The sequence below is a fragment of the Thermohalobacter berrensis genome, from assembly GCF_003609645.1.
Lineage (GTDB): Bacteria > Bacillota > Clostridia > Tissierellales > Thermohalobacteraceae > Thermohalobacter > Thermohalobacter berrensis.
In genome coordinates this window covers 76,165-95,011 of sequence record NZ_MCIB01000001.1, presented here as the reverse complement: position 1 = coordinate 95,011, position 18,847 = coordinate 76,165, and the positions used below count along the sequence as shown (strand labels likewise).

Sequence of the window (18,847 nt, the reverse complement as noted above, 5' to 3'; positions counted from 1 at the left end):
TTTGTTGTTAAGTATATAATACTAAATAATTTGTGATTTGTCTAAAAAGTTTGAATTTTTCTATTTTTTGTGTTTTTATTCTATTAGAAAAAAAGTTAAAAATTAAAGCCACAAGGCTTTAACCTTGTGGCTTTTAAGCTACTTCAGCTTCTCTATCATCAGCATTTGTACTTCCATTATCATTTTTTGCATAATATATATCTTTATCAAATTCATTTTCAGACTTTGCTATAAGGATTGTACAAACAGTATCTCCAGTTATGTTTATAACCGTTCTACTCATATCTAAAAGTCTGTCTATACCAATAATTAAAGCTATACCTTCAACAGGAAGACCTACCGATTGAAGCACCATTGAAAGTGTTATAAGACCAACTCCTGGAACTCCTGCAGTACCTACTGAAGCAAGTGTTGCTGTTAATATAACTGTTATTAATGCTTGTAAACTTAAATCTATACCATAAACCTGTGAAATAAATATTACCGCAACTCCCTGCATAATTGCTGTTCCATCCATGTTAATTGTTGCACCTAATGGAAGTGTAAATGAAGCTATATTTTTTGATACTCCACATCTATTTTCAGCAGTATCTATAGTCACTGGAAGAGTACCACTACTTGAAGCTGTTGAAAAGGCAACTCCCATTGCTGGGGCAAAGTTTTTGAAAAATTGAATTGGGTTTAATTTTCCAATTGTACCTAATGCTCCCATATAAGTAAAAGTAGCATGTAATACTAAAGCTAAAAGTACAGCTATCATATACTTAAGTAATGGTAGCATTGCATCATATCCAACTGTAGCAAATGTTTTTGCAATCAATGCAAATACCCCGTATGGAGCTATTGTCATTATAACCATTACCATTTTCATCATTATTTCATTTAAAGAATTAAAAATATCTATAACTGGTTGAGCTTTATCCCTTATCATAGCCATTGTTACCCCTGTAAGTAGGGCAAAAACGATTATTTGAAGCATTGAACCATTAGCTAGGGCAGCTATTGGATTGTTAGGCACCATATCAGTAATCACATTAACTAATGATTTTGATTCACCTATTGTTGGTTCAACTTTTAATACATTTGATAAATCTAAACCAATACCTGGATTTATTAATTTACCTAAAACTAGTGCTAAAGTTATAGCAATACAAGTTGTTATAAGATAGAATAAAAGCGTTTTCCCTCCGACTCTTCCTAATTTCTTTATATCACCAATAGCGGAAGCACCACATACTAAAGATACAAAAACTAGAGGTACAACTAGCATTTTTATTGCGTTTATAAATATTCCACCAACTAGTTGTAATATTCCGTCAATTAATAGAGTATCTTTTATATATCCAGATGGTACTTTATTTAAGATTAGACCGAATAATGCACCTAATACTAAACCTATAAGTATCTTTTTTGTTAATGAACTCTTGTTTTTCATTTAACCCCTCCCTTGAAATATTAAATAATTGTAAATAAATTATAGGGGGTGACATTCAAAAAAATACAAAATGAATCAAAATCCTTCGCTGAATTTTCTTAATAATGCAATTTTATCTTAAATCCATTTCACTATAGAACATTAGACCATCTATAAATTTTTTTACACTAATCTTTCCACCTGTTGATTTTTTCCCTCTTATATAGTCCATTTCAGATTTAACATCTTCAAAATTAAATAAGCTATTTGAAAATCTTACAAAGTTATCATTCATATAGTCTTCTATACCTAGATTAGCTAAGTTTACTAAGGCTTTATTAATAGCTCTTCTTATCCTTTGTTCCATTGCCTTAGGATTAGAACTTAGCATATTGCATATTTCATTTATTTTGTAATTTAAACTATTTTCCTTTTCATCTATTAAATATTTGCAAATATCTAAAATATCCTGTGCTCCCTTTTCACCAATTATACCTATTTTACTAAGAACTAATCTAATATTTTGAAGTTTATTGGTACCTTTAAACTGTCTTTTATTTAAATCTAAGTTTTCAAAGGTAGCTTTAATATTATTGAGTGTTTTTTCCATCTTTAATTTATCAGATACATTCTTAACTACATTTACTACTTCAATTATATTAATTGGTTTACTAATAAAAAATTCAATTCCATGATTATAAGCCTTACCAATTAAATCTTTAGATGAAACCTGGGAAATCATTATAAATTTAATATCTTCTAAGCTTTTTCTTACATCCTTTACAAGTTCAATACCATCTTTGTCTGGCATTAAAAGGTCAACTAAAACAATATCTGGTCTTTTAGACAAAATTTCATCTACTCCATCATTTCCATTTAATGAATATCCTAAAACCTCACCTAAATTATAATCTTCTATTATATTTTCAATAATTTTAACAATGCTCATATCATCCTCTACTATATAAAATTTCAATTTTCCTTAACCTCCAATCTATCTATAGGAATAATAATATTAAATTTTGAACCCTTCCTATATTCAGAATCTACTAGTATTTTACCATCAAAATATTTTTCAACTACATCCTTCACTAGTGTAAGTCCCAAGCCCCTATTTACATCTCCTGTGGCTTCATTAAATTTAGTTGAAAATCCAGGATTAAAGATATACTTTAAATCTCTATCTTTTATACCCTTTCCATTATCATATATAGTAAATATATGTTCTTTGCCCCTTTTTGAATGGGATACTATTATCATTCCATCTTTTTTATCATTAATAGATTCTATAGAGTTGTTAATTAGATTTCTAAGTACCGATATAAGGGCATAATGTTTCTCAGTTTTAAAATTTTCTCCTGTTTGAAATATTAGCTTAACATCTTTGTTCTCACTTTCTACAAAACGCCTTGTATTTTCTTTTAGTATTTGAAATATATCTTTTAAGTCCATATAAGAATATTCTATTTTGTTTACAACAGTTTCTTCTATACCTCTAATTACTCGAATATAATCCTTTTTTATTTCATGTACATCCTTAGCTATGGAAAGGGATAAACTTTTTAACCCTTCAACATTTTTATTTTCAGATATATTTTCATATAGTTTATATGAATTGTTCATAACATTTTCTATATAATCAATGTTTTTCTTCATAAAATATATTTCACTTTTTAAACTTGATGCCAATAATACTAATCTCCTATATCTATCCTCATGCTCTTCTTTAATTATTAAAAGTTTATAATATCTAATAAAATAATAGGAAATTATTACAAAAAGACTTCTGGCTAAAGCCACTGAAGCTAAAACTTTTGAGGCTTCAAGAATATTATTGATTGTAATACTATCAAGTCTTAAAATAATCTCACACAAGTTGGATATAAAATCACAGGTCCAAATCCCCACAATTAAGTGTATTATTTTTTTATGTTTGGTTCTTAAGTTTAATAAGTAAAATATTATACCAAATAAACTGTAGTATATAAATACTGGATAATTTATTAAAACACTCTCTTTTAAATTTAATTCATTAACTAAATACCAAGAACTTCTAAATAAAAAGACTGTAAACCCTGTTACAAAGGCTATTTTAATAGAATCTATATCATTATATAAAAGCAAGAAAAGGGTAAAAACAATTACAGCTAATGATATCCTAAAATCATTTGTAATCAAGTTTACATATAGTTGTGATACAAATGTTACAGTTAATGCAATAAGAAGTATTCTTTTTATCCTTTTCATAAAATCACCTCAATCCATCTACAACAAATATTATCATATATATTAAAATATGAAAACGCTTCATACAATTTTTTTATTATTGACATTTAATTTTTTATTTGCTATCCTAAATACGAATACCTTTAATTTAGTCCTGTGAGGCTAAGAAGGGTATAAATAATCTATGTTAATTTATACATAGGGATATTTATACCTTCTTGCCCATAGGCAGAAGGTTTTTTTATTGCCTATAATTACCTTTAACTTAGTCCCGTGAGGCTAAGAAGGGAGATTTTATCTCCCTAAATATAAGAGAGGGGGATTGTTATGAATTTAAAAGGTAGACATCTTATTGATCCAAATGATTTTACAATTGATGAATTAAACAGTATTTTAGATTTAGCAGTTGATATGAAGAAAGATTTATCAAGGTATAGTAATTTATGTAAAGGTAAGATATTGGCAACTTTGTTTTATGAACCAAGCACAAGAACAAGATTAAGTTTTGAATCGGCAATGTTAAGGATGGGTGGAAATGTACTAGGATTTGCAGATTCTACAACAAGCTCAGCTTCTAAAGGTGAAAGCTTATCTGATACTATAAGGGTTATAAATGGATATGCTGATATTGCCGTAATACGCCATCCAAAGGAAGGTTCTGCTAAATTAGCCTCAGAGCATTCTTATATTTCAGTAATCAACGGTGGTGATGGAGGTCATCAACACCCAACTCAAACCCTTACTGACCTACTAACAATTAAACTATATAAAGATAATATTGAAAATCTTAAAGTTGCTCTTTGTGGAGATTTAAAATATGGTAGAACTGTTCATTCTCTTATCAAAACTTTAGCTCGCTACAATAACATCTCTTTTTATCTAGTCTCACCAAATCAATTGAAACTCCCAGAATATATTAAAGAAAATGTTAAAGAAAAATATAATGCTACTATTTTTGAAACTGAAAATTTAGAAGATGTAATAAATGAAGTTGATATTTTATATATGACTAGAATACAAAGAGAAAGATTTTTTAATGAGGAAGATTATCTAAAACTTAAAAATAGTTATATTCTTACAAAGGATAAAATAAGTAAATCAAAGGAAAATATGCTTATTATGCATCCGTTGCCAAGGGTAAACGAAATCGACTCTAGTGTAGATAGTGATAAAAGAGCAGTTTATTTTGAACAGGCTCATAATGGAGTCTTTGTTAGAATGGCTCTGATGGCAAAACTTTTAGGGGTGGTGTAAATTATGTTAGAAGTAACTAGTATCAACTGTGGAATAGTAATAGACCATATAAACTGTGGGAATGGCCAGAAGATATTTGAGAAACTAAATTTAGGTAATGTAGATTTTCCTGTTGTATTGTTAATGAATGTACCTAGTAAAAAATTAGGAAAAAAAGACATAATAAAAATTGAAAATAAAATAGATTTGAATTTAGATATGCTTGGATTAATAGATTCTGATATAACTATAAACATAATTGAAAATGGTAATATTTCTAAAAAAATGAATGTAGATATACCTAAAAAAGTTAGCGGGCTATTTAAATGTGAAAACCCAAGATGTATTAGCAATTCTGATATATATGCAACTCCTACCTTTACTCTTGTAAATAAAAACAAAAACAAAATAAAGTATCAATGTAATTATTGTGATGATTTCACATATTTTAATCAAAGATAGAGCTAAGTATTTTACTTAGCTCTATCTTTTTCAAGAACATTTAAAACCCTTTGAAAGTGTTCTGGTAACTCTGAATCAAATTCCATATATTCATCAGTTCTTGGATGATTAAAACCAATAACTTTCGCATGTAGTAGCTGGCCATTTAATTTAAATTTTTGGTTCTTACTCCCATATACTGGATCACCTACAATAGGATGCTTAATATATTTCATATGTACTCTTATTTGATGTGTTCTTCCCGTTTCTAGTTTAGCCTCTATTAAAGAGTAATCTCCAAATCTCTCTAATACTGTAAAATGAGTTACTGCATTTTTACTATTTTTATTAGTTACAGCCATCTTTTTTCTATCTACAGGATGTCTTCCAACAGGCGCATTTACTGTCCCTGAATCCTCTTTTATGTTTCCTTTTACAAGTGCATAGTATCTTCTAGTAATTGTATGCTCCTTTAACTGTTCAGATAATTTGTTATGAGCATTATTGTTTTTAGCAATCATTAAAAGACCTGAAGTATCCTTATCAATTCTGTGAACAATACCTGGTCTTATAATACCATTAATAGATGATAGGCTATCTAAATGGTATAACAATGCATTTACTAATGTCCCACTATGATGTCCAGGGGCTGGATGTACTACCATTCCTTGAGGCTTATTAACAACAGCTACATCTTCATCTTCATATACAATCTCTATTGGTATATCCTCTGGCTTAATCTCTAACTTTTTAGGTTCCGGCAATTGTACAACTATTATATCTCCTTGACTTACAATATACTTAGGTTTTACTTTTTTATCGTTTACTCTAACTAAGTCTTTTTTTATAAGTTTCTTAATATATGACCTAGAAACATCATCTAATTCTGATGCTAAAAATGCATCTACCCTTTCATTATCCTGTTCATCTACAATTATCTCAATTGTCTCCATTTAATCACTCTCTCATACAATTTCATGCTTATTAAATAAAACTAAATAAACAATAATTATTGTAGCAACGACTATAAAACTATCTGCCAAATTAAATACTGGATAATCATATAAAGTACCAAATTTTACATCAATAAAATCTACAACGTATCCTAATCTAACTCTGTCTATAAAATTTCCAATAGCTCCACCAATTATCATAATAAGTGAAGCCTTCATAAGTTTAGTTAAGTTTTTATTCATTATCATATAAGCAATAATTCCTATTAAAATTAAAGAAGTAGTAATTATAAAAAATAGCTTTTTGTTTTGTAAAATTCCAAAGGCTGCTCCATAGTTTTCGACATAATTAAATTGTAAAAATTTTTCAATTATAACATACGGTCTACTCCCTTTAAGTAATTTAACAGCATAGTACTTTGAAATCTGATCTATTAATATTATTGATAAAACACTTAAAAAATACAGCATATGTTCCTCCTTATAAGAATTTATCACAAGTAATATTTTAAAGGATTCATTTTAATATTACAATAGCTATTTAAAAACATCCTACAATATTAACCAATAATAGTCATAAAAAAGTAGCCAAAACTGGCTACTTCTACTCATCAGAATCATCTACTTGTCTTTTAAGTTGTTGATTTGTTATTTTATCGGTATCTTCTACTATACCATAATCTATTTCATCAAATACTGCCTGGTCATCTCCAGTTTTATTTGACGGGTCATCTTTAACTTTATTAAATATTTCTACTGATTGTAAGCTATCTTCACCATCAAAGGCCGTTTGATTAACATCAGTTTCATCATTAAAAGTTCTACTAAAAGGATATTTTAAAACATCTTCTTCAACAGGTCTATCTATATCCATGTTTAGATGGTTTACTATATCATGGTCTATTTTTTCATGTCTTGTTTCTTTCGTACAATCTATACAAGTGTTAGCATATGGCAAAATATCTAATCTTTCTTCTTCTATATCTTTTCCACAAATATCACACTTTCCATATTCACCTCTATCAATCTTACCTAACGCATTTTCTATTTCATCTATTAAGTATTCTTCATTCCTTTTAAGATTCATTGCTTGTTCCATAATAAATGTTTCCGTTCCCATATCTGCTGGATGATTATCATATAATGATAATTCGTCAAAGTATTCCTGTTGAGATGCATTAGGTTCATTTTCTTCCATTCTATTAAGGGTATTTTCCATACTCTTCCTTTCTTTTAATAGTTTATTTCTATAATAATTAAGTTTCTCTTTATCCATAGTAGCCTCCTTACAAGTTTTCTTGTACTATTTTTACAATTTCAGTTATAAAGTCACCAATTAAAGGTAAATTTAATGCAATTAATCTCTGCAAAACATAAATTACAAAGGCACCTAATATTGTAAAACCTACTGCCATTCCAAATCCTCTAGCTAATCCAATTAAGAAATTAATATAAAGTAACCTTTTTTTATTGTTCATTAAGTCTACATATTCACTTATTTTTATTTCCTCTAACCTTTCTGCTATTTTATCTAATCTTTTTTCAAGGTTATTTTTATCATTATTATTCACAATTATACCCCTTTAAATATTTACCCTTATATAATATAGTTTATTTATTTTTATATAATTTTATTTAAAAATCTCAAATTAAGTGTAAGTTGTTAGTATTAAATAAAAAAACAATAAATTATTCTTTTCATATTTGGCATTCCAAATTTCCGTTAACACTAAAAAGAAAAACAAAAGATAATCAGCTTTAACCCTTCCCAAATTCTCCTTTCTCATCTTTATCACCCCAATACATTGTTTCTTATTATATTTTATGAAAAAATGTATTTATAGTGACTTGTAATAAAAAAAGTGCCCTTTTTAAGGACACTTTTTTATCTAATCTAATTTATCTACACACTTTTTTATAATATTTACTTCTTTCCTTAGTTTTTTTAATTGTTCAAAATCTAATGATTGATATCCATCTGATAAAGCATCACAGGGACTTGGATGAGTCTCTACCATAACACCATCGGCACCAACTGCAGCAGCTGCACGAGCCATAGGTATAACAAGCTCTGTTTTACCAGTCCCATGACTAGGATCAACAATCACAGGCAAATGAGTTAGTGATTTCAAAATCGGTACAACAGTTAAATCCAGTGTATTTCTTGTGTAATTTTCAAAAGTACGTATTCCTCTTTCACATAAAATTATGTTGTCATTTCCCTCTAAAGCTATGTATTCTGCAGCCATTAACCATTCTTTAACTGTTGCAGTCATTCCCCTTTTTAACATAACAGGCTTATCTGTTTTACCAACTTCCTTTAATAGGGCAAAATTCTGCATATTTCTTGACCCTATCTGATATATATCTATAAAATCATATGCTTTTTCTACATCCCTAGGATCCATTATTTCAGAAATAATATTTAAATTATATTTTTTAGCTGCCTTTTTTAATAGCTTTAATCCTTCAAATCCAAGTCCTTGAAAAGAATAAGGGGAAGTTCGTGGTTTAAAAGCTCCTCCCCTTAATATTTCTATATCTAAGGAATTTATGTACTTCGCAATAGAAAATATCTGTTCTTCACTTTCTACAGCACAAGGTCCTGCTATTATAGTAAAATCTCCCGAGCCTATACTTGTATTATTATTTATTTTTACTACTTTATCCTCTCTGTTTTTTCTGCTTACATGTCTTAATTCCATTTTGATTCCTCCGCTTTCTACATGAAGGCTATCATTTTTTCTACAATATCAGCAGAATTTTTAGCAGCTTCATGTACAAATTCACTGAAGTTTACATGAGCCGAACCATCTGCCTTATCTGATATTGCTCTAAAAATAACAAAAGGTTTATTATTTAAATAACATGTTTGAGCTATAGCTGCACTTTCCATTTCTACACAATATCCTTTAAAAATATTCCATAATTTCTCTTTTTTATCTGGGCTTGCTACAAAAACATCTCCAGATAATATTCTACCTAAGTGTACATTATGTTCTACAAGCTCCTTTTCACTTACTTTTTTAGCCATCTGTATAAGTGATTCATCAGCTTTAAAAATATATTCATCAAGTCGAGGTATTTCACCTGGTTTATACCCAAAACCAGTTGCATCCATATCATGGTGAATAACATCTGTGGATATAACTATATCACCTATATCAAGTTCATCATATACTGCACCAGCAACTCCAGTGTTAATTATAGCATCTACATCAAAATGCCCAATAAGAATTTGGGTACATACTGCTGCATTAACCTTTCCTATTCCACACCTTACTAAAACTATTTTTTTATCATTTAATTTACCTTCATAAAAACTCATTTTAGCAATCTCTATAGTATTTATTATATCCATCTTATTTTTTATAATTTCAACTTCTTCATCCATAGCACCTATAATTCCTATCCTATTCATGTTTATCCTCCTATCACACTCAATTTTACTCTATAATTATATATTTTCTATCTACTCTGTCAAGTATATCAACTACAATAAAGTTAAAAACAGTAGAAAAATAGTAGCGGAAATCTCTCCGCTACTATTTTTAGTATAATCAGCTTATTTTATTATTCTAAGTTCTCTATACATCTACTACAAATTGTAGGATGTTCATCATTTTTTCCAACTGTTTCACTGAATACCCAACATCTTTCACATTTTTCACCTGGTGCCTGTTCAACAACTACCTTTATGCCTTCATTGTTTTCTCCTTTAGTATAATCAGCTTCTAATTCTTTATCTTTATATAACTCAACTTTTGAAACTATTAAGATTTCTCTAAGCATATCTTCTATTTGGGCTAAGAAATTATAGTCCTTATCTTCTGCATATATTTTAACTAAAGCATTTAATGAATGTCCTATAATTTTTTCAGCCCTTGCTTTTTCAAGTGCTTTTGCGATATCTTCTCTATATGAAATAATTTTCTTCCATTCATCTTCAAGTTCATCATTATAGTATTCTTCTTTTACTTTTGGCCAATCTGTTAGATGTACACTACTTTCTTCGTCTTCATATAAGAACTGCCAGATTTCTTCAGATGTAAATGGTAATATTGGAGCAAGCATTTTTACTAAGGCATTTAAGATTTTAAACATTACTGTTTGTGCAGCTCTTCTAGCCTTTGATGTAGCCTTTTGTGTATATAACCTATCCTTAATTATATCTAAGTAGAAATTACTCATGTCTACAACACAGAAATTATGGATAGCATGATAAATTACATGGAAGTCATAATTATCATAAGCTTTAGTTACCTTTTCTATTAGCCTATTCATCTTTATTAATGCCCATTTATCAATCTCAAGCAATTCATCATATTTAACACTATCCTCTTTTGGATTAAAATCCTTTAAATTACCTAATATGAATCTAGCAGTATTTCTTATCTTTCTATATACCTCTGATAATTGCTTTAATATTTGATTAGACATTCTTACGTCTGATTTATAATCTGCTGAAGAAACCCATAATCTTAAAATATCTGCTCCATATTTTTCTACTACTTCAAGTGGATCTATACCATTACCTAATGATTTAGACATTTTTCTTCCTTCACCATCAACTATCATTCCATGTGTTACTACTCCTTTATATGGAGCTTTACCCTTAGTAGCTATAGCAGTTAATAGTGATGACTGGAACCAACCTCTATATTGATCATTACCTTCAAGGTATAAGTCTGCTGGATAGCTTAAATCTTCATTTTCATCTAGTACAGCTGAATGACTTGAACCTGAGTCAAACCATACATCCATAATATCCATTTCTTTTCTAAATTCACCTGAACCACATTCACATTTAATATTTTCAGGAAGTAATTCCTCTGCAGTTAGTTCATACCATGCATTGGAACCTTTTTCTCTAAATATTGAAGAAACTTTTTTAATTGTATCTTCATTAATTAATTCCTTTCCACAGTCTTTACAATAGAAAATCGGAATTGGTACACCCCAAGTTCTCTGTCTTGATATACACCAATCTGCTCTATCAACTACCATATTTATAATTCTATCTTCACCCCAGCCTGGTATCCATTCAACACCTCTTGCAGCTTCTACAGCTTCATCCTTAAAAGCATCAACTGAAGCAAACCACTGTTCTGTAGCTCTAAAAATTACTGGTCCTTTACATCTCCAACAATGTGGATATGAGTGGACTAATTCAGAATCTGAAAGTAAAGCTCCACTTTTTTCTAGATCATCTATTATAATCTTGTTAGCTTTTTTGTAATATAATCCTTCATATTTACCAGCTAGTTCAGTAAAATGTCCTTTATTATTAACTGGGTTTAAAACATCTAAGTCATATTTTTGTCCTACTTCAAAGTCCTCCTGACCATGTCCTGGTGCTGTATGAACGCATCCAGTACCTGATTCAAGTGTTACATGGTCTGCTAATATTAATACTGAATCCCTTTCCATAAATGGATGTCTAGTAACCATATGCTCTAAGTCTGTTCCTTTAAATGTAGCTAAAGTCTCATACTCTTCTATTCCTACTTCCTTAGTTACTGTTTCAACTAAATCTTTAGCAATTATGTAATATTCACCTTTAACTTTTATTAAGCTATAATCAAACTCTGGACCTACAGCAATTGCTAAGTTTGCAGGAAGAGTCCATGGTGTTGTTGTCCATATAACAAAATAAGTATTATCTATACTATCAACATGCTCTTCCAATAGACCTTTATCATCCTTTACCCTAAACTTTACATATATTGAATGTGATTTATGGTCACTATATTCAATTTCAGCTTCCGCCAATGCAGTTTCACAACTTGGACACCAATATACTGGTTTTAATCCTTTATAAATATATCCCTTTTTAGCCATTTCACCAAAAACTTCAATTTGTCTAGCCTCATATTCTGGATTAAGAGTCAAGTAAGGATTTTCCCAATCTCCAGTAACACCTAGTCTTTTAAATTGCTCTTTTTGTTTTTCTACTTGGCTTAAGGCATAATCTCTACATTTATTTCTAAATTCAACTGGTGATATCTCATTTTGATTTAATCCCATTTCCTTTATCGCCTTCAATTCTATAGGAAGACCATGAGTATCCCAACCTGGTACATATGGAGCATAATAACCCCTTAAACTTTTATATCTAACAATTATGTCTTTTAATATTTTATTTAATGTATGACCTAAGTGAATATCACCATTTGCATAGGGAGGTCCATCATGCAAAATAAAGCTTTGATTATTTTTATTTACTTCTAAACTCTTTTCGTAAATCTTTTCCCTTTCCCACTTTTCTAGAAACTTTGGCTCTCTTTTAGGTAGATTAGCCCTCATAGGAAACTTAGTTTTTGGTAAGTTTAGCGTCTTTCCGTAATCCACTTATATACACCTCCATTTATTTTTAAAGATTTGCTATTATCGAAAAAATATACTATATTTTTCTAAAAAATAAAAAAAACTCCATCCATTTGGGACGAAGTTATTCCGCGGTACCACCCAAGTTACTACTATAATTATAGTAGTCACTTACTTAAATTTAACGGTTATACCGGATCCTCCTACTGCTATTTCAGAGGCCGACTCCAGGGTGATCTTCGCTAATGCAAGATTACTAACTTCCACCAACCGTTAGCTCTCTATAAATCTTCCATTAACTACTCTCCCCTTCATAGTCTTTAACTATATAAAATTTTAAGACTATTATATATTATATACAGTGATTCGTCAATAATCGAATTATTCTTCATCTATTTCATCAAAATATTCATCGACAGTATCTAGCTGTGATTTTAATAATGTTTTAAACCTAGTTTTAAAAACATATAATTCCTTTTTCAGTTCTTCATACTGTTTTTGTATTTTAGCAACTTCTTGATGTGCATCCTCAATAATTTTTCTTGCTTGTTCTTCTGCTTCTTTAATAATTAATTCTGCTTTCTTTTTGGCGTTTAAATTAACTTCTTCTGCAGTTTTTTGAGCAACAACTAATGTATTTTGAAGGGTTTCTTCAATTTTATCATATTGTTCTAATTTTTCATTAAGCATTTCTATCTTTTCTTTATATTCTTTATTTTCTTTATATAGTTTTTCATAATCAACTATTATTTCATCAAGAAAACTATCAACTTCACTCTCTTTATATCCTCTAAAACCTTTATTAAATTCTTTATTTTGTATATCTAAAGGTGTTATCATAAAATCCCTCCCTTACTTAAATATTTTAATAGCTACTCTCTGTCTTCCCTTTCTAGTTTCTCCTAAAACTTTATATAGCTTAAACCTTCCTTTACCTCTAACAGAAATCATATCCCCTTCATTTGCTTTATAAGATGCTGTATCTATTGGTTGCCAATTTAGTTTTACTCTACCATTTTTTATATAAGACAAACTTCCTGACCTAGAAATGCCATAAGCAGCACTTAAAAGACTATCAATTCTAAGTGAAGCAACAGTTCTTATAATTTCTTTAAACTTTTCAGAAGGTCTATTAATTTCATGAAGCTTAATCTCTTTTACTTTCACTGGCTCTTTACCAATCTTTTTCAAATTTAAAATAACATAGTCTATAATGTCTTTATGTAGTATTACCTGTGTATATTTTTCATGGACTAATATATCTCCTATCTTCTCTCTTTTAATTCCTAATCCTAAAATAGCCCCTAAATAATCTCTATGATTTAAATCATTAAATCTAAAGCTACCATCTAATCTAATAGCTCCAATATAACTCTCAAGATATGATTTATCCATATAATGGGGATAGATAACTATTATTTTTCTTTCTGCACCTTCTAGACCACCTTCTTCATGATAATTAACTTCCATAAAACGATTAAGGAAAGAATAGCACAATCTACGCTGATATGGATCTAAAAAGTCTGTAAACTCAACAGTATGTGTAATCAAAGTCTTTTCAACTTTATCTAAAACCTTTCTCATTGTGAGAATTTGATCCGTATCCTTAATATGTTCTAAATATTTGGATTTGTCTCCTAGCATAATTTAATCACCAGACTAAGACTTCTAGTATATATGATAATAAATTTAGAAACATAAAAGCCAATAATGGTGAAAAATCAAACATGCCTGTACTAATACCAAGTTTACTAATAAGATTTCTAAATGGTGCTAAAATTGGCTCTGTAACTTGGTAAACCAAATTAAATATAGGATTAGAAAAATCCCTTATAATAAAAGATAACAATATTCTTACTATGATCAATGTCTCAATTATATCTACAAATATAGCAAATGCCCTTTCTAAAACCCACATTTATTTTCACCTCTTAATCATTATTTTTTCCAAGGAAAAATACCTCTGTTTTTAAGTTCTTCTTTTATTTTACCATTAATTTCTACATTATTCGGTGCTATTATAAAAATATCTTTAGCTACTTTTTGTATATTACCTTCTAAAGCATACACAGCACCGTTTAGAAAATCAAAAACCTGCCTTTTTAAATCAGATTCTATTTTATCTAAATTCATTACAATAGTTTTCCTAGACTTTAAATCTTCAACAATTTTAGGTGCATCTTCATATTTATTTGGTTGATGTATTATAAGTTTCATATTAGAGTTTGTATGTATATTTAATATTTTATTGCTTTTGCTTATTCCATGTTTTATTTCTTCATCTTCATATTCTTCAATATCCTCTTCATAATCATCAAGGCCTATAATATATTTAACTTTATTAAGTATCTTTTCACTTTTCTTTACCATTTGCTAACCCCCTTAATATTTACGTTTTCCAAAAATTCCAGTACCTATCCTAACCATATTAGACCCTTCTTCTATAGCCACTTTATAGTCATTTGTCATTCCCATTGAGAGGTATTTCATTTCAACATTGGAATAACCTTTAGCCTTTATATCTTTTGATAATCCTTTAAGTTGTCTGAAGACATATCTAACTTTTTCGGGATTTTCTACAAAAGGTGCAATAGTCATTAAACCTTTTATCTTTATTCTATCAAATTTAAGTATTGACTCTATAAACGGTATAACTTCTTCTCCCATTAATCCAAACTTACTTTCTTCTTCAGCTATATTTACTTGAACTAGTGTGTTAACTATAACATTATTTTTTTCTGCCCTTTTTTGTATCTCTTTTGCTAAAGACATTCTATCTAATGAATGAATAAGGTCAACTTTATCTATAATATATTTAACCTTATTGCTTTGTAAATGGCCTATCATATGCCATAGTATATCTTTATCTTTTAATTCTTCATATTTTCTTGTCATCTCTTGTACTCTATTTTCACCAATGTTTCTAACCCCATGTTCAACAGCTTCTTTAATTTTGTCTACGTCAACAGTTTTAGTAACCGCAATTAATGTTATATCATCTTCTTTTCTTCCAGATTTTTCAGCAGCCTCTTTTATATTTTGCTTAATTTCTGCTAAGTTGTATTTAATGCTAATTTTTCTCCCCTCCTTTAATTGATCACTTGATTTTCATTGACTTTGTCTCCATTTATAATAACCTGATCAAACATAGTAATAGTCCTTAATCTTTCAGTTTCCCCATTTATTTCAACGTCTACATAACCATCTTTAACTACAGCATACTCTCCACTTTCACCTATTATCTCAATAGGTCTAAATTTAACTATATCACTTATATTTCTTGTGTAAACACCTTTTATTCCGTTTCTTTTAACAATAGCACTTTTAGGTATTTTTAGGCCTTCATATTCATCAATAATGATATTTACATCAACATATCTTTCGTTATAAAACTTATACAAGTGACTATTAAGTTTAAAAAATATTAGGGTTTCTTGTTTGTCTTTAATTATTCTCGTTACTTTAGCTTTTATCCTTTCATTATATTTCAAAACCTCTATATATACATCCTTGCCTTCTTTTAGTGTATCTATACTTTCATTGTTTTTTAGTTTCACTAATATATACCATTCATAGTTATTGATAATCTTGTAAATAGGATTGCCTATATTTACTCTTGTCTGGCTTTTAAGATTTTTAATTTTTCTTTCAATTATTTTATAGTCATTTGCAGTAAATTTAGATATATTTTTAACAGAATAAATTGCTTCTAACCCATCAATAGTATAACTAAGTATACCAGTTCTTTGAGAATAAGAGTTTACATTAAGTTTTTCTATTACTTTCTGAATTTTTTCCTTTTTCTCATTAAGATTATCTAAACTATCGTTTAATAGTGTTTTTCCTCCTGACATAGCTTTTTGCTTGTCCACTTTTTTCTTAAGTTCTTCCTTGAGGATTTTCACTTCTTTGTATCTACCTTCAACTATATATTTTTGTATTTTTTCTATCAACACATTTATATCTTCTTTATTCTTTTTTAAATCCTTTTTAAACAATTCATTATTTTTCTCTGTTTGTTTAAGGGATTCAATAGTTTTATTTATTTGATTGAGCTCATCTTCTAATTGTGACACTTTATTGTCTGAATAAATTTGAGCTACTTTTATTCCCTTTGGAATCCTTTTTCCCTCATCTTGGTAAAAAATTACTTCTCCTTGAACCTCTGATCTGTAAACAGTTTCATCTTTTAATATTATTCCCTTTGATTTAGCTGATATTTCAATAATATCATTTTTTACAGTCATAGTCTTTAGATTGGAAGCATATAATACTGGTACCATTCTAAATAGAAGATATAAAAACGTTACAGTAATCAATAAAATTCTAAATTTTTTCCTTCTCAATCTTTTTTTTCTTCTCTTCTCACCTATCATATTATCACCACTATATGTAAACATTAACACTTATATATAATTCTTCATATTTTAAAATTTTCCTTCATACAATTTACAAAAGAGTATTTTAGTCCTATATTTAAAGCTAGTAATAAGTATAGCATAAAAATTTTAATAAATTAAGAATTGCTAACCTTTACAAAATAATAATTATTATGTATAATATTTTATGCTTCGGGATGTGGCGCAGTCTGGTAGCGCACAAGTCTGGGGGACTTGGGGTCGCTGGTTCGAATCCAGTCATCCCGACCAACTTTTCATAAAAAAAGGGAAGGTACATACCTTCCCTTTTTTTATACTATTATGCAAATTAAACCTTTATTTCCCTCATTTACAATCTTTTGCAATGTTCTTTGTATTTTACTTCTTGCATTTTCTGGCATCATATTTAATTTACTTTGTAATTGTTCTTTCACAAGGTCGTGTAATGATTTACCAAACATATTTGATTCCCAAATTTTAGATGGGTCATTCTCAAATTCTTCTAATAAATAATTAATAAGTTCTTCACTTTGTTTTTCTGTTCCAATAATAGGTGAAACCTCTGTAGTTATATCTGCTCTAATTAAGTGAAGACTAGGTGCATTTGCTCTTAATTTTACTCCAAATCTATTGCCTTGTTTAACTACTTCAGGTTCTAAAAGCTCTAATTCTTCTAGGCTTGGTGCAACTAATCCGTAGCCTGTTTCTTTTACATCATTTAATGCCTTTTCAACTTTATCATATTCTCTTTTTGCTTTTGCTAGCTTATCCATTAATGCTAGTATTTGATGCTCTCCTTTAATATTATAACCTGTCATCTCACTAATTACTTCATAATAAAGATTATTGTCTATCCCTATCTCAACACTGGCAACTCCTTCACCTAAATTGATTTCTGTAAGTCTTACATCTTCTACTACCTCTGCATCTTTAAACTTATTTATTGCTGGATTAATGTCACTAAGTCTATATAAGTTATTAACAGTTCCCTTAATAGCATTAATAATACTAGTTTGTATCCAATGATCTTTTGATAAGCCTTCTACCCAACCTGGTAAGTTAATATTTATTTCTCTTATAGGGAATTCTAAAAGAACCTTTTCAAATATACTATTTATATCATCCATAGTCATATTTAAGCAATCAGCTGCAATAACAGGTACATTATATTTTTCCTCTAAGCTTTCCCTTAATGCTATTGCACTATCTGAATCTGGATTCCTAGTATTTAAGACTATTACAAAGGGCTTTTCTAACTCTTTTAATTCATTTACTACCCTCTCTTCTGCTTTTATATAATTAGGTCGTTCAATATCTGATATAGAGCCATCAGTAGTAACAACTATTCCAATAGTAGAATGATCTGTAATAACTTTTTTAGTTCCTATTTCTGCTGCTTCTTCAAAAGGAATTTCTTCTTCATACCAAGGTGTATTAACCATTCTTGGCATATTATTTTCTTCATGGCCTAGAACACCTTTTACTAAATAACCAACACAATCTACTAATCTAACTTTAAACTTCAAATTATCCTTTAATTTCAACTCTACTGCTTCACTAGGAACAAATTTGGGTTCTGTTGTAGTTATAGTTCTACCAGCACCACATTGTGGTAATTCATCATTTGCCCTTTCTTTTCTGTATGTATTCTCAATATTTGGTAAGACTAGTAGTTCCATGAATCTTTTAATAAAAGTTGATTTCCCTGTTCTAACCGGACCTACAACTCCTATATAAATATCCCCATCTGTTCTTTCCGATATATCCTTGTATATATTATATTTATCCATCATTTTCCCTCCCTTTTATATAAAAAATATTATTATGCACAATATACTTAACATTATAAATATATGATTCAAATTTCAAATTAT

The 18,847-nt window shown here is 29.0% G+C and carries 20 protein-coding genes, 1 tRNA gene and 1 other annotated feature; of the genes, 3 read left to right on the top strand and 18 right to left on the bottom strand.

Annotation, left to right across the window (positions count from 1 at the left end):
• Positions 1-133: 133 nt before the first annotated feature.
• The 3 genes from BET03_RS00490 to BET03_RS00480 form a co-directional block, all read right to left on the bottom strand.
• Complete coding sequence (locus BET03_RS00490) at positions 134-1,435, bottom strand: dicarboxylate/amino acid:cation symporter (RefSeq protein WP_120166135.1); 1,302 nt, start codon at positions 1,433-1,435, stop codon at positions 134-136.
• 112 nt (positions 1,436-1,547) lie between these two features.
• Positions 1,548-2,390, bottom strand: a complete 843-nt coding sequence (locus BET03_RS00485; protein ID WP_120166133.1) for a response regulator — start codon at positions 2,388-2,390, stop codon at positions 1,548-1,550.
• Positions 2,387-3,661, bottom strand: a complete 1,275-nt coding sequence (locus BET03_RS00480) for an ATP-binding protein (protein WP_120166131.1) — start codon at positions 3,659-3,661, stop codon at positions 2,387-2,389. The genes BET03_RS00485 and BET03_RS00480 overlap by 4 nt, the downstream gene beginning before the upstream one ends.
• A 306-nt stretch (positions 3,662-3,967) precedes the next feature.
• Here BET03_RS00480 and pyrB point away from each other — a divergent pair, with 306 nt between their 5' ends.
• Entirely contained in the window at positions 3,968-4,894 is a 927-nt protein-coding gene (gene pyrB, locus BET03_RS00475; protein ID WP_120166129.1) for an aspartate carbamoyltransferase, read from the top strand.
• A 3-nt stretch (positions 4,895-4,897) separates the two neighbouring features.
• Positions 4,898-5,335 (top strand): aspartate carbamoyltransferase regulatory subunit, encoded by a 438-nt coding sequence (locus BET03_RS00470; protein WP_120166127.1) that lies wholly within the window; start codon positions 4,898-4,900, stop codon positions 5,333-5,335.
• 11 nt (positions 5,336-5,346) lie between these two features.
• Here the strand turns inward: BET03_RS00470 and BET03_RS00465 are convergent, their stop codons facing one another.
• From BET03_RS00465 to BET03_RS00405, 14 genes are all read right to left on the bottom strand, one after another.
• Positions 5,347-6,267, bottom strand: a complete 921-nt coding sequence (locus BET03_RS00465) for an RluA family pseudouridine synthase (protein WP_120166125.1) — start codon at positions 6,265-6,267, stop codon at positions 5,347-5,349.
• A gap of 12 nt (positions 6,268-6,279) precedes the next feature.
• On the bottom strand, positions 6,280-6,738 hold the full coding sequence (gene lspA, locus BET03_RS00460; protein WP_120166123.1) for a signal peptidase II: 459 nt from the start codon (positions 6,736-6,738) through the stop codon (positions 6,280-6,282).
• Between the two features lie 133 nt (positions 6,739-6,871).
• Positions 6,872-7,543, bottom strand: a complete 672-nt coding sequence (locus BET03_RS00455; RefSeq protein ID WP_120166121.1) for a TraR/DksA C4-type zinc finger protein — start codon at positions 7,541-7,543, stop codon at positions 6,872-6,874.
• 10 nt (positions 7,544-7,553) lie between these two features.
• The gene (locus tag BET03_RS00450) at positions 7,554-7,838 is read right to left on the bottom strand and encodes a DUF5665 domain-containing protein (RefSeq protein WP_120166119.1); all 285 of its coding nucleotides are present in this window, start codon (positions 7,836-7,838) and stop codon (positions 7,554-7,556) included.
• Positions 7,839-7,916: 78 nt separating this feature from the next.
• The gene (locus BET03_RS13515) at positions 7,917-8,054 is read right to left on the bottom strand and encodes a hypothetical protein (RefSeq protein ID WP_183108649.1); all 138 of its coding nucleotides are present in this window, start codon (positions 8,052-8,054) and stop codon (positions 7,917-7,919) included.
• 102 nt (positions 8,055-8,156) lie between these two features.
• A complete protein-coding gene (locus tag BET03_RS00445; protein ID WP_120166117.1) occupies positions 8,157-8,972 on the bottom strand; it encodes a bifunctional 3-deoxy-7-phosphoheptulonate synthase/chorismate mutase in 816 nt (271 codons plus the stop codon).
• Between the two features lie 17 nt (positions 8,973-8,989).
• Positions 8,990-9,688 carry a 5'-methylthioadenosine/adenosylhomocysteine nucleosidase gene (locus tag BET03_RS00440; RefSeq protein ID WP_120166115.1) on the bottom strand — a complete coding sequence of 233 codons (699 nt, stop codon included), beginning with the start codon at positions 9,686-9,688 and terminating at the stop codon, positions 8,990-8,992.
• A gap of 152 nt (positions 9,689-9,840) precedes the next feature.
• A complete protein-coding gene (gene ileS, locus BET03_RS00435; protein ID WP_120166113.1) occupies positions 9,841-12,618 on the bottom strand; it encodes an isoleucine--tRNA ligase in 2,778 nt (925 codons plus the stop codon).
• Positions 12,619-12,705: 87 nt separating this feature from the next.
• Positions 12,706-12,918 (bottom strand) — a binding site (T-box leader).
• Between the two features lie 57 nt (positions 12,919-12,975).
• Positions 12,976-13,434: a DivIVA domain-containing protein gene (locus BET03_RS00430; RefSeq protein ID WP_120166111.1), complete on the bottom strand. Its 459-nt coding sequence runs from the start codon at positions 13,432-13,434 to the stop codon at positions 12,976-12,978.
• A gap of 12 nt (positions 13,435-13,446) precedes the next feature.
• Positions 13,447-14,178, bottom strand: coding sequence for a YlmH family RNA-binding protein (locus BET03_RS00425; RefSeq protein WP_243096826.1), 732 nt, complete (start codon positions 14,176-14,178; stop codon positions 13,447-13,449).
• 67 nt (positions 14,179-14,245) lie between these two features.
• The gene (locus BET03_RS00420) at positions 14,246-14,512 is read right to left on the bottom strand and encodes a YggT family protein (protein ID WP_120166107.1); all 267 of its coding nucleotides are present in this window, start codon (positions 14,510-14,512) and stop codon (positions 14,246-14,248) included.
• Positions 14,513-14,532: 20 nt separating this feature from the next.
• A complete protein-coding gene (locus BET03_RS00415; protein ID WP_120166105.1) occupies positions 14,533-14,964 on the bottom strand; it encodes a cell division protein SepF in 432 nt (143 codons plus the stop codon).
• Between the two features lie 12 nt (positions 14,965-14,976).
• On the bottom strand, positions 14,977-15,663 hold the full coding sequence (locus BET03_RS00410) for a YggS family pyridoxal phosphate-dependent enzyme (protein ID WP_341466497.1): 687 nt from the start codon (positions 15,661-15,663) through the stop codon (positions 14,977-14,979).
• A 20-nt stretch (positions 15,664-15,683) separates the two neighbouring features.
• A complete protein-coding gene (locus BET03_RS00405) occupies positions 15,684-16,994 on the bottom strand; it encodes a biotin/lipoyl attachment domain-containing protein (RefSeq protein ID WP_120166101.1) in 1,311 nt (436 codons plus the stop codon).
• 172 nt (positions 16,995-17,166) lie between these two features.
• Between BET03_RS00405 and BET03_RS00400 the strand changes: the two genes are divergently transcribed.
• Positions 17,167-17,243: transfer RNA gene (locus BET03_RS00400), tRNA-Pro, on the top strand.
• Positions 17,244-17,284: 41 nt separating this feature from the next.
• Here BET03_RS00400 and spoIVA read toward each other — a convergent pair.
• Positions 17,285-18,763 (bottom strand): stage IV sporulation protein A, encoded by a 1,479-nt coding sequence (spoIVA, locus tag BET03_RS00395; RefSeq protein ID WP_120166099.1) that lies wholly within the window; start codon positions 18,761-18,763, stop codon positions 17,285-17,287.
• Positions 18,764-18,847 lie beyond the last annotated feature (84 nt).

Bases quoted from the DNA above. Each gene is read 5' to 3' on its own strand.
- BET03_RS00465 (WP_120166125.1), bottom strand. From the start codon at position 6,267: ATGGAGACAATTGAGATAATTGTAGATGAACAGGATAATGAAAGGGTA.
- BET03_RS00425 (WP_243096826.1), bottom strand. From the start codon at position 14,178: ATGAGAAAGGTTTTAGATAAAGTTGAAAAGACTTTGATTACACATACT.
- BET03_RS00430 (WP_120166111.1), bottom strand. From the start codon at position 13,434: ATGATAACACCTTTAGATATACAAAATAAAGAATTTAATAAAGGTTTT.
- BET03_RS00415 (WP_120166105.1), bottom strand. From the start codon at position 14,964: ATGGTAAAGAAAAGTGAAAAGATACTTAATAAAGTTAAATATATTATA.
- BET03_RS00455 (WP_120166121.1), bottom strand. From the start codon at position 7,543: ATGGATAAAGAGAAACTTAATTATTATAGAAATAAACTATTAAAAGAA.
- BET03_RS00420 (WP_120166107.1), bottom strand. From the start codon at position 14,512: ATGTGGGTTTTAGAAAGGGCATTTGCTATATTTGTAGATATAATTGAG.
- BET03_RS00445 (WP_120166117.1), bottom strand. From the start codon at position 8,972: ATGGAATTAAGACATGTAAGCAGAAAAAACAGAGAGGATAAAGTAGTA.
- BET03_RS00470 (WP_120166127.1), top strand. From the start codon at position 4,898: ATGTTAGAAGTAACTAGTATCAACTGTGGAATAGTAATAGACCATATA.
- BET03_RS00490 (WP_120166135.1), bottom strand. From the start codon at position 1,435: ATGAAAAACAAGAGTTCATTAACAAAAAAGATACTTATAGGTTTAGTA.
- BET03_RS00405 (WP_120166101.1), bottom strand. From the start codon at position 16,994: ATGTTTACATATAGTGGTGATAATATGATAGGTGAGAAGAGAAGAAAA.
- lspA (WP_120166123.1), bottom strand. From the start codon at position 6,738: ATGCTGTATTTTTTAAGTGTTTTATCAATAATATTAATAGATCAGATT.
- BET03_RS00440 (WP_120166115.1), bottom strand. From the start codon at position 9,688: ATGAATAGGATAGGAATTATAGGTGCTATGGATGAAGAAGTTGAAATT.
- BET03_RS00480 (WP_120166131.1), bottom strand. From the start codon at position 3,661: ATGAAAAGGATAAAAAGAATACTTCTTATTGCATTAACTGTAACATTT.
- pyrB (WP_120166129.1), top strand. From the start codon at position 3,968: ATGAATTTAAAAGGTAGACATCTTATTGATCCAAATGATTTTACAATT.
- BET03_RS13515 (WP_183108649.1), bottom strand. From the start codon at position 8,054: ATGAGAAAGGAGAATTTGGGAAGGGTTAAAGCTGATTATCTTTTGTTT.
- spoIVA (WP_120166099.1), bottom strand. From the start codon at position 18,763: ATGGATAAATATAATATATACAAGGATATATCGGAAAGAACAGATGGG.